The 15,862-nt window shown below is 70.5% G+C and carries 13 protein-coding genes; 6 read left to right on the top strand and 7 right to left on the bottom strand.

The genetic code is table 11. From position 1 onward, the window contains the following. Window positions 1-80: 80 nt before the first annotated feature. The gene (locus tag EL340_RS11995) at window positions 81-1,589 is read right to left on the bottom strand and encodes a replication-associated recombination protein A (RefSeq protein ID WP_126414749.1); all 1,509 of its coding nucleotides are present in this window, start codon (window positions 1,587-1,589) and stop codon (window positions 81-83) included. A 317-nt stretch (window positions 1,590-1,906) separates the two neighbouring features. Between EL340_RS11995 and EL340_RS11990 the strand changes: the two genes are divergently transcribed. Continuing rightward, window positions 1,907-2,899, top strand: coding sequence for an SPFH domain-containing protein (locus EL340_RS11990; protein ID WP_126414748.1), 993 nt, complete (start codon window positions 1,907-1,909; stop codon window positions 2,897-2,899). Between the two features lie 64 nt (window positions 2,900-2,963). Next, window positions 2,964-3,221, top strand: a complete 258-nt coding sequence (locus EL340_RS11985) for a type II toxin-antitoxin system antitoxin (RefSeq protein WP_126414747.1) — start codon at window positions 2,964-2,966, stop codon at window positions 3,219-3,221. A gap of 281 nt (window positions 3,222-3,502) precedes the next feature. Here EL340_RS11985 and EL340_RS11980 read toward each other — a convergent pair whose 3' ends face one another. Further along, window positions 3,503-3,919: a hypothetical protein gene (locus EL340_RS11980; RefSeq protein WP_126414746.1), complete on the bottom strand. Its 417-nt coding sequence runs from the start codon at window positions 3,917-3,919 to the stop codon at window positions 3,503-3,505. Window positions 3,920-4,304: 385 nt separating this feature from the next. Here EL340_RS11980 and pulA point away from each other — a divergent pair, with 385 nt between their 5' ends. Next, window positions 4,305-7,214: a pullulanase-type alpha-1,6-glucosidase gene (gene pulA, locus EL340_RS11975; protein WP_126415480.1), complete on the top strand. Its 2,910-nt coding sequence runs from the start codon at window positions 4,305-4,307 to the stop codon at window positions 7,212-7,214. 9 nt (window positions 7,215-7,223) lie between these two features. Here pulA and EL340_RS11970 read toward each other — a convergent pair whose 3' ends face one another. After that, window positions 7,224-7,964 (bottom strand): response regulator transcription factor, encoded by a 741-nt coding sequence (locus EL340_RS11970; RefSeq protein ID WP_126414745.1) that lies wholly within the window; start codon window positions 7,962-7,964, stop codon window positions 7,224-7,226. A gap of 127 nt (window positions 7,965-8,091) precedes the next feature. Next, window positions 8,092-9,678, bottom strand: a complete 1,587-nt coding sequence (locus tag EL340_RS11965; RefSeq protein WP_164719391.1) for a sensor histidine kinase — start codon at window positions 9,676-9,678, stop codon at window positions 8,092-8,094. A gap of 144 nt (window positions 9,679-9,822) precedes the next feature. Between EL340_RS11965 and EL340_RS11960 the strand changes: the two genes are divergently transcribed. Genes EL340_RS11960 through EL340_RS11950 form a run of 3 tightly spaced genes read left to right on the top strand, consistent with a single transcriptional unit; the run spans window position 9,823 to window position 12,781 of the window. Beyond that, window positions 9,823-10,941 (top strand): ABC transporter ATP-binding protein, encoded by a 1,119-nt coding sequence (locus EL340_RS11960; protein WP_126414744.1) that lies wholly within the window; start codon window positions 9,823-9,825, stop codon window positions 10,939-10,941. Further along, entirely contained in the window at window positions 10,941-11,870 is a 930-nt protein-coding gene (locus EL340_RS11955) for an ABC-2 transporter permease family protein (RefSeq protein ID WP_309340771.1), read from the top strand. The genes EL340_RS11960 and EL340_RS11955 overlap by 1 nt, the downstream gene beginning before the upstream one ends. 5 nt (window positions 11,871-11,875) lie before the next feature. After that, window positions 11,876-12,781 (top strand): ABC transporter permease, encoded by a 906-nt coding sequence (locus EL340_RS11950; protein ID WP_232023054.1) that lies wholly within the window; start codon window positions 11,876-11,878, stop codon window positions 12,779-12,781. A 301-nt stretch (window positions 12,782-13,082) separates the two neighbouring features. Here EL340_RS11950 and EL340_RS11945 read toward each other — a convergent pair whose 3' ends face one another. The 3 genes from EL340_RS11945 to EL340_RS11935 all read right to left on the bottom strand — a co-directional run bounded on the left by EL340_RS11945 (window position 13,083) and on the right by EL340_RS11935 (window position 15,831). Continuing rightward, window positions 13,083-13,919 (bottom strand): DUF5979 domain-containing protein, encoded by an 837-nt coding sequence (locus tag EL340_RS11945; protein ID WP_126414743.1) that lies wholly within the window; start codon window positions 13,917-13,919, stop codon window positions 13,083-13,085. Between the two features lie 337 nt (window positions 13,920-14,256). Then, window positions 14,257-15,261 carry an alpha/beta hydrolase gene (locus EL340_RS11940; protein WP_126414742.1) on the bottom strand — a complete coding sequence of 335 codons (1,005 nt, stop codon included), beginning with the start codon at window positions 15,259-15,261 and terminating at the stop codon, window positions 14,257-14,259. Between the two features lie 219 nt (window positions 15,262-15,480). Then, window positions 15,481-15,831 (bottom strand): winged helix-turn-helix domain-containing protein, encoded by a 351-nt coding sequence (locus EL340_RS11935; RefSeq protein WP_126414741.1) that lies wholly within the window; start codon window positions 15,829-15,831, stop codon window positions 15,481-15,483. Between the last annotated feature and the right edge of the window lie 31 nt (window positions 15,832-15,862).

Raw genomic sequence — 15,862 nt, 5'->3', positions numbered from 1 at the left:
TCAAATGTCTCCGCACACGTGACACGCTCCCGTCAGCGCGGCGAGGTCCTCATCAATACGGCAACACCCCCGGATGCGTATCAGCCCCCGCCCTCGCTGCCGGCGGCGCTCTCGCCGAGACTCCCACCGCGCTTGCGCGCCCGCAGGCCCTCCCAGTACTCCAGGCGCTCGCGGATGCGTCGCTCATGGCCGTTGGCGGTGGGCTCGTAGAGGGTCTGGCGCTTGACGCCGTCGGGCAGGTAGTCCGCGCCGGAGAAGCCGTCGGTCGTGTCCGGGTCGTACTCGTAGCCCTCGCCGTAGCCGAGCTCCTTCATCAGTCGGGTGGGGGCGTTGAGGATGTGGGCTGGTGGCATGAGTGAGCCGGTCTCGCGGGCCAGGCGCGCCGCCCGGCCGTAGCCGCGGTAGACGGCGATCGACTTGGGCGCGGTGGCCAGGTACACGACCGCCTGCGCGATGGCGAGCTCGCCCTCGGGCGAGCCCAGGCGCTCGTAGGCGTCCCAGGCCGCCAGCGTCATCTGCAGGGCGGCCGGGTCGGCCATGCCGACGTCCTCGCTGGCGAAGCGCACCAGGCGCCGCACCACGTAGAGCGGGTCCTCGCCCCCGCCCAGCATCCTCGCCAGCCAGTACAGGGCGGCGTCCGGGTCGGAGCCGCGCATCGACTTGTGCAGGGCGGAGATGAGGTTGTAGTGCTCCTCGCGGGACTTGTCGTACAGGGGCGCCCGGGAGGCGACGACGGCGTGCAGCCCCTCGACGTCGAGCAGCCGGGAGCCTCCCGGTCCGACCTCTCTCGACTCGGGTTCGCCCTCTCGGGTGCCGCTGTTCGGCCCGGGCTCGCGCGCCCCAGCGGCACCGCTCGTCACCGCTCCGGCCGGCGCCCGGCTACCTGCGTCCTGGGCGGCCAGGACCTGCTCGACCATGCCCAGCAGGTAGCGGCCGTCGCCGTCGGCCATGGACAGCAGGGCGGTGCGCGCCTCGGTGGTCAGGGCGAGGCCGCGGCCGGTCAGGGACTCGGCGCGCGCCAGCAGCTCGGTCAGGGCCACCTCGTCCAGACGACGCAGGACCATCACCTGGCAGCGCGACAGGAGGGCGCCGTTCAGCTCGAAGCTCGGGTTCTCCGTGGTGGCACCGACCAGCACGACGGTCCCGTCCTCGACATAGGGCAGGAAGGAGTCCTGCTGGGCGCGGTTGAAGCGGTGGATCTCGTCGACGAACAGGAGCGTGCTCTGCCCGATCTCACGGCGGCGGGCCGCTGCGGCGAAGACCTTACGCAGGTCGGCCACCCCGGAGAAGGTCGCTGAGACCTGCTCGAAGACCAGGCCGGTGCGGTCGGCCAGGAGGCGGGCGATCGTCGTCTTGCCGCAGCCCGGCGGGCCCCACAGGATGATGGAGGACAGGCGGCCGGAAGCGACCATGCGGCCCAGCGGGGCGTCAGGGGCGAGCAGCTGGTCCTGGCCGACGACGTCGTCGAGCGCCCGCGGGCGCAGCCGGTCGGCCAGCGGGCGGGACGGGTCGTCGACGAGGCCGGAGCCGTCGGGGCCGGCGGCGTCGAACAGTGAGGGCGAGTCCGGTTCGGGCGCGTAACGAGCCATACCCCGATCGTAGGGGCCGGCGGTGACACGAATGCCGGTCGCGCACCGACGCCGGTGCCAGTACCTGCTAACGCCCACCGACCAACACCGGCGGGGACATTCCGCACGGCCGGGGACCTTTTCACATGGCCGGGGCCATCCTGCGCGTGCGGGTGCGGGCTTTCCGTCCCCGTACGCGTGACACGCCCCCGCCAACGCGACAATGTCCCCGTACGCGCCAAGAGACCCGCCCACGACGACGTAGTGCACAACACAGGTTGACATGATGGCGTTTCTCCAAAAAATAGATATCATATTGATAACTCAAGGAGGTTCTCATGTCCGCATCCCCCGCTCGCCCCACGGATTCCCCCGTTCCTACCGACGCCTCGGACCGGCCCACCAACGCTCCCGAGCACCCCTCCAGCCGCGTCGACATTACGGAGAAGCCTGCCCTGGCCGCAGGCTCGGGCGCCGCCCTCTTTGCGCTCCTTGCCATCCTGGCCCTCACCGTGGCCACCGGGGCCCTCATCGTCTTCGGCATCATCGCGGCGGAGGCGGGCAGGCCGGGAGCCGCGCTGCGCATCACCGTGGGATGTGTCGGAATGCTCATCGCCCTCACCCTGTACAGCAGCTTCACCGTCGTAGTCCCCGGTGAGACCAGTGTGCGCCAGTTCCTCGGCCGCTACATCGGAACCGTGCGCCACACCGGCCTCATGCTCGTCCCACCGCTGACCACGGGCCAGAAGGTCTCCGTCAAGGTCCACAACTTCGAGACCAACGAGCTCAAGGTCAACGACCTGGACGGCAACCCTGTCAACATCGCCGCCATCGTCGTGTGGCAGGTCGCCGACACCGCCCGCGCCGTCTTCGCCGTCGAGGCCTACGAGGAGTTCATCAAGGCTCAGGCCGAGTCCGCGCTGCGCCACGTGGCCACCACCCACCCTTATGACGAGCCGGGCCCGGGCGAGACCTCGCTGCGTGGCGGCACGGACCTCGTCTCCGCCGAGCTGGCGGCCGAGGTCGCGGCCCGGGTGGCGCTGGCGGGCCTGGAGATTGTCGAGGTGCGCATCTCCTCGCTGGCCTATGCCCCTGAGATCGCCCAGGCGATGCTGCAGCGTCAACAGGCCGGCGCCGTCATCGCGGCCCGTGAGCAGATCGTCGAGGGCGCCGTGACCATGGTCAACCAGGCCCTCACGCGCCTGGAGGACGACGACATCGTCACCATGGATGACGAGCGCCGCGCCCAGATGGTCTCCAACCTCCTGGTGGTCCTCTGCTCCGACCAGCGCACCCAGCCCGTCGTCAACACCGGCTCCCTCTACGCTTGAACCGTGGCCTCGTCGTCCGAGACGGTCCACCCAGCGTCCGACCGGCTCCCTCTACGCTTGAACCGTGGCGGGAAAAGAGCGTAAGCAGGTCCTGCTCCGGCTGGACCCCGCCGTCCACGCGGCCATCGCCAAGTGGGCGGCGGACGACCTGCGCTCGGTCAACGCCCAGATCGAGGTCCTCCTGCGACGCGCGCTCGACGACGCCGGACGCGGCGTCACGGCCGCCCCCTTGCGCGGGCGGGGCAGGCCGAGCAAGGACGGCAGCAAGAACCGCACCACCGAGCCTACCGACGACATCGGCCCCGCCGACAACAGCGAGTAGGCGAGGCGGCCCGCTGCTCCCTAACCTCGACTGGTCCGGCCCACTCCAGGTTCCAGGTGGGCCGAACCAGTCGTACGCGACCGGAACCGCGCAGAACAGACGTGGGGATGTCCAAATCTGTCACAAAGGGCTTGGGCAGAGTGAAACGGGCGAAACGAAACCGCATGATTCCGCGGTTCTATTGCAGGCGTGAAGAACACGAAAGCTCCTTTGTTACCGATTTGGACACGATAGCGGCCCGCGGCACCTGAGGCGTCGACGAAGACGTCCACCTGCCAGGCTCAAGGCGCCCGGTCCGGCGCGCGCAGGACCGGGGCCAGTGCTGCGGCCATGACCAGGGTGAAGACGCGGTTCGCAAGGAAGTCCTCCCACGCGCTGCTCGCCGGCCAGGAGTGGCCCAGGACCAGGATGAAGGCGAAGAAGCCCAGCGCCGCCAGGACCGCCAGCCGTCGCACTCGCCCGCGGGCGAGCAGCCCGACGCCGACTCCGAGCTCGAAGGCGGCCGCCGCCAGGCTCAGCCAACCGATATTCGCCATGACGAAGCCCCGCCACAGCTCAGAGAGCCAGGGCCACAGGGCCGTGCTGCCGAAGGGCTCGTAGCTGTGCGGGGAGAAGCGCCCGACGCAGAGGTGAACCAGCGCCCCGCCCAGGAAGACGATCGCGAAGACCACCCGCGTCACCGTGCAGTACCGACTCATGGCTCTATTCTCCCGGGCGGGGACATATCTCGCCGCTGGGGGCCTTTTCACCTGGCCGGGGACATCCTGCGCGTGCGGGTGCAGGTTTTCCGCCCCCGTACGCGTAGAAGGCCCCCGGCCAGAGCCGCACGCACCCGACGGCGTCGAATGCCCCCGCGCGCGTGACACGCCCCCCATCCAGCGCGGCGCGCACCCGCCGGCGGCCCCCGAACCGCACCCCGGGGAGAACAAACCCCACCATCAGGGTGACAGGCGCCCGCCGCGCAGGGGAGACTACGAGGTGAGCGGAACCACTTGCGACCCCCACCCCATGGGGCCGCACGCGACTCGACCGGCAGGACCGGCGGCGTCCCGCCACGGCGTCTCCGTTCGGGAGGACATCACCATGACCTTCACCTACTCGATCACCTGCACACTCGACGGCACCGCGGCCTTCCCACCCGTGGCGGGCAGCGAGGAGCAGCGCGCCTACTGGGTCACCCCCACCCTCCTGGCGTGGCCACTGTCCCTGCTGCCCCGGGGGATGGACCGCGGGCTCGTCGTCACCGACTCCGGAGACCCCGTCCCCGGCTCCGGTCTCGCCCTGCGTCTCGTCACGGCACCCGACGGCGGCGCGGCGGCCGTCCACGGCCGGGTCCTGGGCGCCGACGGCATGCCCGCCCCCACGGTGACACCGCTGCGCATCGTCGGGAACCTGCCCGGCGACGTCCTCGCCACCCACCCCCACCTGGAGGGCTACATCGCCCTGAGCGCGACCGACACCGCCGGCGCCCCCCTGCTCGACGACGACGCCGTCGCCACGGCCCTGACCGGCCAGGTCTCGATCGCCCAGTACGTCGGGGTCCCGGACCCCACCGATGCCGCCGACGTCAGCGACGCCCGCCTCGACGCCTTCACCAGTGTGCAGACCGCCATCCTCCTGGACCACCTCTACGCCGAGGCCGCCACGCGCGCCGAGCTGGGCGTCACCTTCGCCGGCTCCCGCCCCTCCTTCGCCCTGTGGGCACCCACCGCCCAGGCCGTCACTCTCCTGACCTGGGAGACCGGCGACCCGCTGGGCTCGGTGCCGGAGGTTCCCGGCCCACCGACCCGTACCCCGGCCGTGCGCGGGGACGATGGCCGGTGGGTCGTCGACAACCGCCCCGACCCGCCGGCCGACGTCGATACGCACGAGCCCGGAGAGGCTCCCCGAGCCCCCATCGGGGCCGGCTGCCAGTACCTGTGGGAGGTGCGGGTCTACGTGCCCTCCACCCTGCAGGTGGAGACCAACGTCGTCACCGACCCCTACTCGACGGCCCTGACGACGGACTCGACCCGTTCGGTCGCCGTCGACCTGGCCGAGGCCGGCCTGGTCCCCGAGCAGTGGGCCCAGACCCCGGCGCCCCCGGTCCGCAACGACTCGGCCCGCAGCATCTACGAGCTCCACCTGCGGGACTTCTCCGCCGCCGACGAGACCGTCCCGCCCGAGCTGCGCGGCACCTACCGGGCCTTCACGGTGGAGGATTCCGCGGGCGTGCGCCACCTGGCCGAGCTGGCGCAGGCCGGCATGAACACGGTCCACCTGCTGCCCACCTTCGACATCGCCTCCATCCCCGAGCACCGCCGGTCCCAGCGCTCCCCGCAGATCCCCTCCGAGGCGCACCCGGCCTCGGCCGACCAGCAGGCGGCCGTCGCGGAGGTGGCCGACGACGACGCCTACAACTGGGGCTACGACCCCCTCCACTGGGGCGCCCCCGAGGGCTCCTACGCGACCGAGGGCCACCAAGACGGCGGGGCGCGCGTCGTCGAGTTCCGCGAGATGGTCGGGGCCCTGCACGCCCTGGGCCTCCAGGTGGTCCTCGACCAGGTCTACAACCACACGGCGGCCTGCGGGCAGGACCCGCTCAGCGTCCTGGACCGGGTGGTGCCCGGCTACTACTACCGGCTCGACGCCGTCGGGCGGGTGACGAGCTCGACCTGCTGCGCCAACACGGCCACCGAGAACGCCCTGTGCGAGCGCCTCATGGTCGACTCGGTGGTGCGCTGGGCCCGCTGGTACCGGGTCGACGGCTTCCGCTTCGACCTCATGGGCCACCACCCGCGCGCCGTCATGGAGCACGTGCGGGCGGCCCTGGACGCCCTGACCGTGGAGGCCGACGGCGTCGACGGGCGCTCCATCTACCTGTACGGGGAGGGCTGGAACTTCGGGGAGGTCGCGGGCAACGCCCTGTTCGTGCAGGCCACCCAGGGTCAGCTCGACGGCACCGGGATCGGCGCCTTCAACGACCGCCTGCGCGACGCGGTCCACGGCGGGGGCGCCTTCGACCCCGACCATCGCGTCTTCCAGGGCTTCGGCACCGGCCTGCTCACCCAGCCCAGCGGCCTGGACCACCGCGGCTGGAACGAGCAGTCGGCGGACCTGGCCCACCGCACCGACCTGGTGCGCCTGGGGCTGGCCGGCAACCTCAAGGACTACGTCATGACGATCTCGGACGGGACGGTGCGCCGCGGTATCGACCTCATCCACAACGGGGCCCCGGCGGCCTTCGCCTCCCAGCCCCAGGAGAACGTCAACTACGTCGACGCCCACGACAACGAGACGCTCTACGACCTGCTGGCCTACAAGCTGCCCCAGGGCATGCCGGTGGCCGAGCGGGTGCGGATGAACACGGTGTGCCTGGCCACGGTGACGCTGGCGCAGTCGCCGGCCTTCTGGAGCGCGGGCACCGAGCTGCTGCGCAGCAAGTCCCTGGACCGGGACTCCTACAACTCCGGGGACTGGTTCAACGCCATCGACTTCTCGGGGCGGTCCAACGGCTTCGGGCGGGGCCTGCCGCCGGCCAGCCGCAACGAGGGCTCCTGGGCGATCCAAAGGCCGCTGCTGCAGGACGACTGGCTGCGCCCCTCACCCGAGGAGATCGCGGCGGCCCGCTCCCAGGCCCTCGACCTGCTGCGGCTGCGCGCCTCGACGCCCCTGTTCAGCCTGGGCTCCACGCGCCTCGTCCAGGACAAGCTGACCTTCCCGGGCGCGGGCTTCGGGGCGCCGGCTGGGGTGATCGTCATGCTCATCGACGACACCCGGGGCGGGCGGGACGTGGACCCCGAGCTCGATGCCGTCCTGGTGGTCATCAACGCCTCCGGGCAGACACTCACGCAGTCGCTGCCCGAGCTGGTGGGCCGGGGCTTCCGCCTCTCCCCCATCCAGGCCGAGGGGGCCGACGAGGTGGTGCGCCGCACCGGCTTCGACCGGGCCAGCGGCACGATCTCCGTGCCCGCGCGCACGGCGGCCGTCCTGGTCCAGCCGCAGACCGCCTGAACCCTTGGCTCAGGCCCGGCCCAGGACGTCGGTGAGGTCGACAACGCCGCCGCGCAGGGCCAGCAGCACGAGCTGGACCCGGTCGCGGCAGCCGGTCTTGGACTTAAGGTGGCTGACGTGGGTCTTGACCGTGGGCATGGACAGCCACTCGCGGTCGCAGATCTCCTGGTTGGTCAGCCCCAGGGCGATGAGCGCCAGGATCTCGCGCTCGCGCTGGGTCAGGGCGTCGACCTGCTGGGCAGCCTCCGCCGCCCGGACGGCCTCAACCGAGTCCTCGGAGACGTGGCGCCCGCTGGCGGCACCGACCCCGGCACCAGCGCCGCTGACCTGGCCGGTGCGCACGGCGGTGAGCAGCCGCCGCGTGGACCCTGGGGAGATGACGGAGTCGCCGTCGTGGACCGTGCGGATCGCGGTGATGAGGTCCTGGGGCGGGGTGTTCTTGAGCAGGAAGCCGGCCGCACCGGCCTCGATGGCGCCCATGACGTAGCCGTCGGTGTCGAAGGTGGTCAGGATGACGATCCGCCCGGTGATGCCGCGGGCCATGAGCTCGCGGGTGGCGGCCAGACCGTCCAGGCCCGGCATCTGCACGTCGAGCAGGAGCACGTCGACCGGCTCGGCGGCGTTGCGCATGAGGGCGTCATTGCCGTCGACGGCCCGCCAGACGACCTCCATATCCGGTTGAGCCCCCAGCAGCATGGCCAGCCCCATGGTGAACAGCGGCTCATCGTCGGCCAGACCCAGGCGGATCACAGGCGCCTCCCCTCCTTGACGTCGACTCACCGGAAGTATCCGCTCTCCGGGTGCGACCTGTGCGGTTTTGTGCTGACGAAGTGCCGACGACGCTGTGCGAGGTTCGCCATATGAGCCCGATCGGCTTTCACTCTGGACCGGTGGGGAGGTCTGAACCGGTGGGGAGCTCCGCCCTCACCCGCCAGCCGCCCTCGGGCGTGGGCCCGGCGGTGAAGGCGCCGCCGAGGTCGCTCACCCGGTCGCGCATCCCGATGAGGCCGAAGCCCTGGTGCACGGGCCGGCCTGGTCGGATCTCGCCGCCCTCTGCGTCTGCGTCTCCGTGACCGTCCGGCGCCCCGATCGCCGACGTCGAGGGTGCCGGTGAGCCCGCCGGTGCCGGAGCGTTCTCGACGACGAGGACGGCCCGGCCCGCCGCGGTGCGCAGCGAGACGGTCGTGGCCGCGCCGGGGGCGTGGCGCAGCACGTTGGTCAGCGACTCCTGGACCACCCGGTGGAGGACCTGCGCCGCAGGCTCCGGGACCCGGCCGGTCGGGTCGGTCTCCAGGGTGACGGGCAGTCCCGCCCGCTGCGCCTGGCGCACCGGTTCCCACAGGAGGTCCGCACCCCGTTCCTGGCCCGACGCCGCCTCTGCGGTTTCGGCACCGCCCTCGGCTCCGGGGTCAACGGCATCAGCACTGCCGCCGCCACCGGTGGGACGGCCGGCAGCACCGAGACCTCCCGCATCGGCAACGCCGGCATCAGAGGCGCGACCAGCAGCGGAGCCGGAAACAGGCGCGGCGGTCGCATCACTTCCGGCGGCCGCGGCACCGTCGGGCCATCCGGCCTCCTGGGCATCGGAGCGCAGGATGTCGACCAGGGCGTGCACCTCGTCCACCGAGCGGCGGGAGGTCTCCCCGATAACGGCCAGGGCCTCGTCGGCGGCGTCCGGGTCGGTGGCCAGGATGGCGCGGGCGCCCTCGGCCTGCATGGCGATGACGGTGAGGCTGTGGCCGAGCAGGTCGTGGACGTCGCGGGCGATGCGCTGCTGGGTCTCAATGACCGCGAGCCGCCGCTCAGCGGCCTGCTGCGCCTCGAGCACCGCAGCCCGCTCGAAGGCCTGGTTGTAGCGGTCGCGACTGCGACGTCGTGCGGCACCGACGAAAGCGGCCACTGCAACCAGCAGCCAGGCGTTGGTCAGGAGTGTCAATCGTCCGACGCCTCCGTGGACCTGGTCCCCGATAAGCTCGTGCGCCCGCGTCGTCGCCACGGCCGCCCCCACCAGCTCGAGGACGAGCCCCACCCACCGCCACGGCGCCTCCAGGCGGGACTGCGTCGTCTCCACCGCGACGACCCCTGTGATGATGAAGAAGATGGAGAACTCGGTGAACAGCACCAGGTGCGCCGTCAGGCAGACGCCGGCCACGACGACGAAGAGCAGCGGGGAGTGCCGCCTCACCACCATGGCCAGGGCGCAGGCGCCCAGCAGAAGGAGGTAGAGCACCGGCGCTGCCCTTTGGATGAATCCGAGCCCCGATTCCGGATCCGGCTGGCCGATGAGGCACAGGAAGACGAAGGCCATGGCGATGACGACGTCGCTCACCGTCGTCCACGGGCCCGAGCTCGGGTAGCGCCAGGCGGCCGGAATGGTGCCGGCTAGCGGCACGGGGCGGGGCGACGTCGGCCCGGACGTCACCGATCCCACCTGCGCCGCACCGGCCCGTCGCCCTTTTCTCATGCCTGAACCGTACCGTCGCCGCCGCGCGCCTCGGAGGCCCCGGCCGGGATTTCATACTCGGGTATGAGCCTGACCAGCACGCCGATTCAGGAAGCAGACCACGGGCTGATGATCGCCCTGCCGTATGCGAGCAGGCTTGACGCCATGACGACTTCACACCGCTTCCCACCCAGTCCATCCGCTCCGCTGCCGACGCGCTCCGCCGGCCTCCGCCCCCAGCCCACGCCCGGGCAGACGGCCCTCCCGCAGGCCGCTGCCCCGCTCGTCGGCTCCTCCGACGACGCCGTCGTCCTCACTCAGGACCTCACCAAGACCTTCGGCAAGCGCACCGTCGTCGAGGGGCTGAACCTCGTGGTGCCGCGCGGGAGCGTCTACGGCTTCCTCGGCCCCAACGGCTCGGGCAAGTCGACGACCATGAAGATGCTGCTCGGGCTCCTGGCGCCCGCCCGCGGGCGGATCAACGTGCTCGGGCGGCCCTTCACCCCGGCCACGCGCGCCGAGATCATGTCGCGCACCGGCTCCATGATCGAGAACCCGCCCGGCTACGGCCACCTCACGGGCGCGGAGAACATGCGGATCGCCGCGAAGATGCAGGGCCTGAGCGAGCAGCAGGTCGACCGCGCCCTGGCGCTCGTGCGTCTGACCGAGCACAAGGACCGCCTGGTGCGCACCTACTCGCTGGGCATGAAGCAGCGCCTGGGGATCGCCCTGGCGCTGGCCCGCGAGCCCGAGCTGCTCATCCTCGACGAGCCCACCAACGGTCTGGACCCAGCCGGTATCGAGGAGGTGCGCCGCCTCCTGGTCGAGCTCGCCGGCGAGGGCGTCACCGTCATGGTCTCCAGCCACCTGCTCGACGAGATCGACCGCATGGCCTCCACGCTGGGCATCCTGTCGGCCGGGCGCCTCGTCTTCCAGGGCACGCGCACCGAGCTCATGGAGCGCTCGGTGCCGGACATCCTCATCGTCACCCCGACGCCGCAGGCCGTCCTGGACCCGCAGGTGCTGGCCGGGCTCGTGCCGTCGCAGGCTCCAGGCCAGGCGGCCTCGACGGCGGCGCCCGGAGTGCCCGACCCCGTCGATCCGGCCGCCGGCCCGGTGCTCACGGCGCAGGGCGTGCGCATCCCGGGACTGTCGAAGGAGTCGGTGGCCGAGCTCATCAGCCGCCTGGCGGCCGCCGGTGTCGAGCTGCACGAGGTGCGCCGCGAGGCCCAGAGTCTGGAGGACGTCTTCATGGACCTCACCGGACGGGGAGGTGTCCTGTGATGACCGGCATCGCGCTCTCCTCAGTCCCTTCCATCTCTCAGTCCGCCCAGTCCCCCGCCGTGGTCGGTGGCGCCGGCGGTCGAGCAAGCGGCCAGGCCGGGCCGGCCCCCGCAGCGGCTGCTCCGACGTTGGAGCGCAGTTCGCGCGGCTCAGCCAGACTCGGCTTCCTGACCTCCGTGGGCGTCGAGGTCCTCAAGATGCGCCGCCTGCGCGTGCTGCTGGTGACCGCGCTGCTCGTCATCGCCTCGGTGGTGCTGAGTAGCATCAACCTGTTCAGCCAGTCGACGATCCGGTCCTTCGACAACCCGGCCGCCAGGCCGTGGGCGATGCTGCTGCTGGGCACCGCCTTCGTCAACGCGATGACCGGGTCGGTCTTCGCCGCGGTCCTGGCCAGCCGGCAGACCGACATCGAGCACAGCGGGGCCGGGTGGAACCTGGCGGCGACGTCGGGGCTGACGCCCGGGGCCCTGTGCCGGGTCAAGTTCGCCGCGCTGGCGCTCGTCATCGTTCCGGCCGTCGTCGTTCAGAGCACGGCCCTTGTCGCCTTCGCGCGCATCATGGGCGTCAGTGTCCCACTCGACGTCGGCCCCTGGGTCACCTACACGGTTCTGCTCATCGCCGTGGACCTGGCCATGTGCGCCTTCCACCTGTGGCTCGCCACCATCGTGGAGAACCAGCTGGTCGTCGTCAGCGCGGGGCTGCTGGGCGGACTCATTGGGGCCTTCATGCTGCTGGCCCCGCCGGCGCTGGCGCGCCTGCTGCCCTGGGGCTACTACGCCGTCATCATTCCCGCCACGTTCGTCATGTCCGGAGGCAAGACCGGTTACGAGTACGTCAGTCCGCCTTTGGCCTGGGTCGCCGGGTTCCTGGTCCTGACCTCCCTTGCCTTCGCTGTCGCTACCCACCGGCTCGACCGGATCGAGAGGTGATCCCCATGAACGCATACGCATCTACCGCCGATGCCCCGCTCACCGCTGCCACCGCACCGGCCTCAGCCATGGCCTCTGCCGTGCCCGCCACACCAACCGGCCCGGCTTCCGCACTCCCGCGCCCTGCCGGTTCGGGAGCCTCCAGTCGGCGGCGCAGTGGTTTCGGCTCCCTACTGGCCGCCGAGGTCATCAAGCTCAGAAGGTCCTCGGTGTGGGTGGTGGCTGTTCTCCTGCCGCTACTGGCTGTCATTACCGGGACTGCCAACTTCATGATGAATCGTGAGGCGTTCGGAGGCTGGGTGTCGCTCAGCTCGCAGGTCGCGCTCTTCTACTCGATGATGTTCTGCTCGCTGGGGGTGGCGCTACTGGCCTCGACCGCATGGAGGACGGAGCACCGCGGCACCAGCTGGAACGCCATGAGGACGACACCGCACAGCCCTGTGGCCGTCGTGGTGGCCAAGACCCTGGTCATCTTCCTGCCAGTGCTGGTCATGCAGGTCGTACTGCTGGCACTGACCTGGCTGGCGGGCACCGTCGTCGCGGGCCTGGGACCCGCGATGCCCACGACCTTCATCGTCTCGGGCCTCCTCGCGGTCGTGGGAGCGGCGCCGCTGGTCGCGGTGCAGTCACTGCTGAGCATGACCATGCGGTCCTTCGCCGCGCCCGTGGCGGTCGCCTTCGTCGGTTGCGTCATCGGGTTCGGGCTGCTGGCGAGCCAGAGTCCTCTCGTCTACGTCATCCCGCAGGGCATCCTCAGCACGACCCTGTCCCTGGGATCGTCGGCCATGTCGACGGCCGGGAAACTGGATGCGGCCAGCATGCTGCCCATCCTCGTCTCCGTCCTCGGAGTGGGCGGCATCCTGTGGGTCCTGCTGGCCCTCGTCGCCCGCCGCACCGGCGGCGTGCGCTGACCAGCCGGTCCCACCAGCCCAGTTCTGTCCGAACGGGACGACTTTGCCCCCTCCGGTCGTGCCATCCACAGATGCACAACGCCCTGACCTGCGCAGATGCAAACCGCCTTGCGCAGGCCCCTCGTCAAAGTCGTCCCATCCGGACACTTCCGTGCCGATGAGGCCGAAACACGAGCGCAGCCGGCGGCCACCCGCGAGAACAGGACGCACTCCAGATGACGCAGCCCGCCCGGCTGGTCTCCCCTTGAGGAGAAAAAGGGGGAGACCAGCCGGGCGGGTGTGGCAGGCGCGCGGTCCTGACTCAGGCGCGCCGGCGGGCGATGAGCAGAGCCGCCCCACCGGCAAAGCCCAGCAGACCGGTCAGGGCGACCGCCAGGCTCAGACCCGTGCTGGCCAGAACCGGCGCGGGAGGAGCGGGTGGTGTCGAGGGGGTCGTTCCGTTCGGGCTCGTCACCTCCGCAGTTCCACTGGGTGAGGGCTCAACCGAGCTGCCCTGCGTGACGGACGCGCTCGCCGAAGGCGTCACGGTGTCCGGGGTCGGAGAAGGACTGGCAGTAGGCCTGTCCGAGGTCGGAGAAGGGCTAGGAGCAGGCTTGTCCGGGGTCGGGGAGTAGTAGTTGGTGAAGTACACATTATCAACCCCTTCCCCCGTGATCCTCACCGTCTCGGACGAATCCCAGTCCTCGAGGACGTACCCCTCGGCCTGAGCGCTGCCCAGATCCTCAGTAATTTCGCACATGGTTCCCACAGGCAGCGCGGGTGACTTCACCGGATTCCCATCACCCTTGGCCGTGATCGTCCCCGTGGTCTTGGCGGCGTCATCGCACTGGTAGGTGAAGGTGAACTCCTTTTTACGCAGCTCATCCAGGTCGTCGGGGTCAATACCCGAGTTGGCGGCGACATTGGTGACCGGGAATCCGCCGGTCACGAGGAGGGCACCGCTCGAAGCGCCCGGATGGTAGGCGACGGGCATGAGGTCGTAGTCCATGACCCACTTGACCACGGCGAAGGCGCCGACGTCCCCGTCGTTCGCGTCATCCGCACGAGCAGCGGGGTGGGGTAGCACGAGCACCGAGGCGATCAAGGCCGCCGCAGCGACCTGGCCGACGGAACGCGGACGGAGGGAGGAAAGAGGCACGGAAAAATCCTCTCAGTGGGACGATAGGGATGGAGGTACAACAGCGCGTTGCTGCGTCTTCAATCGCGTCGTTTCGGCTTTTACGCCACCGACAGCTCGACTGCGGCACTTTCGCACGCCGCTTGACGCTAGCAACGTAATATCTTGCCGGTCAACGCCAAGAACGGCTCTCCAGGGATCGAAACGATAACGAAGCCCGGAGCCGCCGCCCTGGCGGCTCCGAACCCGGCGCCACGGACCCTGCCGGCACACACGCCGACAAGCAGCACGTCGTACCTCACGCAGCCACCGTCCTCGCACTCGGCCACGTAGAGGTAGGCCGGCGGCCGCCCCGCCCTCACCCGGCCTTGGCGAAGAAGTTGAGCAGGGAGTCGATGTCCTGCTGCATGCGCCCCCAGCGCACAATGTGGGCGCCGGTGTCCTCATAGCGCTCGTAGCCGATGCCCGCGCCGTCGAGCGCCTTCTCGAAGCTCTGCTGGCTGGGCAGGACGATGCTCTCGTAGCGGTCCCCCTCGGTGCCGCAGACGAGGAAGATTCGCTTGCCGCGGTAGCTCTCCACGTGCTCGACCGGGTTGTCGGCGCTCACCCGCGCCTGGTCCCACGGGATCCCGTAGATCGTGCCGCCCTTGAGGTCGGCGGCGCCGGCGGTGAAGTTCGCCCAGTTGACGACCGCGCCGTCCTGGATGCGCAGGTCGGCCGGCCCCGAGTGGCAGGAGACGGACCCGAAGAGCCCGGGGTGCTTCGCGGTGTACTTCAGTGCTCCGAAGCCGCCCATGGAGAAGCCGGAGACGGCGCGCCCGGCCGGCTGCGCGATGGTGCTGAAGGTGGCGTCGACCCAAGGGATGAGCTCCTTAATGTGGAAGGTCTCCCAGTTGCGCGGTCCCACGTTGGAGGACTCGGGGTCGGAGTACCAGCCGACCGCCCCTCCGTCGGGCATGACGACAATGAGGTCGCGGCCCGCGGTGTGGTTGCGAATGTCGTACTTGGTGTCGAAGGTCGAGTAGTCCTCACCACCGCCGTGCAGCAGGTAGAGCACCGGGTAGCGGCGCGAGGCGTCGTAGCCGTCGGGCAGCAGCACGTTGACGCGGGGCAGCCAGCCGATCGACGGCGTCACCAGCTTGTAGTACTGCATGCGGCCCTGGTCCTCGCGCTCGGCCACGTTGAGGGCGGCCTGCGCCGGGGTCGATCCGGCGACGACGGCGCCGGCCCCCACGAAGGAGGCGGCGGCGAGCCCGCCCATGCCCTTGAGCAGGGTGCGGCGGTTGATCCGGTGAGCGGACGGGCCGCCGGACCGGGGAGAGGTCTGTGAGCTGGTACGCGTGGTCTTCGAGCTGAAAGGCATGGCATGTCCTTGGGGTTGTCGACAGTGACGGAGATGGTGACGGAGGCATCGGGGCGGACGGCCGCCCGTCCCGACGCCCGGTCGGCGGGTACCGACCGAGCCGTGCAACAACGCCTCACGGAGGTACCGCCATCGACACCAACCTATGAGACTTGCTTCACACCATACTCCGACCGTACGGTTAAATACACCCCCGACCGATGTCGGACACCTCAGCCCTCAGGCATCGAGCAGGGAGCGCAGGTTGCGTACGTACCGCTCGAAGGCGACCCGCCCCTCGGGTGTCAGCGCCAGGTAGGTGGCGGGGCTGCGCCCGGCGTAGGTCTTGTTCTGCTGGACATAGCCCGCACCCTCCAGCTTGGACAGGTGGGTGGACAGGTTGCCGGCCGTCATGTCCAGCAGCTCGCGCAGCCTCGGGAAGTGCAGCTCGTCGCCGACCGGCACGGCGGCCAGGGTCGCCATGATCCGCAGGCGGGCCTGAGCATGGATGACGGGGTCGATGTCGACGTCGGAGGCGGCAGCGCCGGCCGGCCCCGCCGGAACCTCGTGATGCCGGGATACAGCACTCATCGTGAACCCCCTTACTCCAAGTGGTTCGCGT

The sequence above is a fragment of the Actinomyces viscosus genome, from assembly GCF_900637975.1.
In the GTDB taxonomy this organism is placed as follows: Bacteria; Actinomycetota; Actinomycetes; order Actinomycetales; family Actinomycetaceae; genus Actinomyces; species Actinomyces viscosus.
This window is presented reverse-complemented; position numbering and strand designations above follow the sequence as displayed.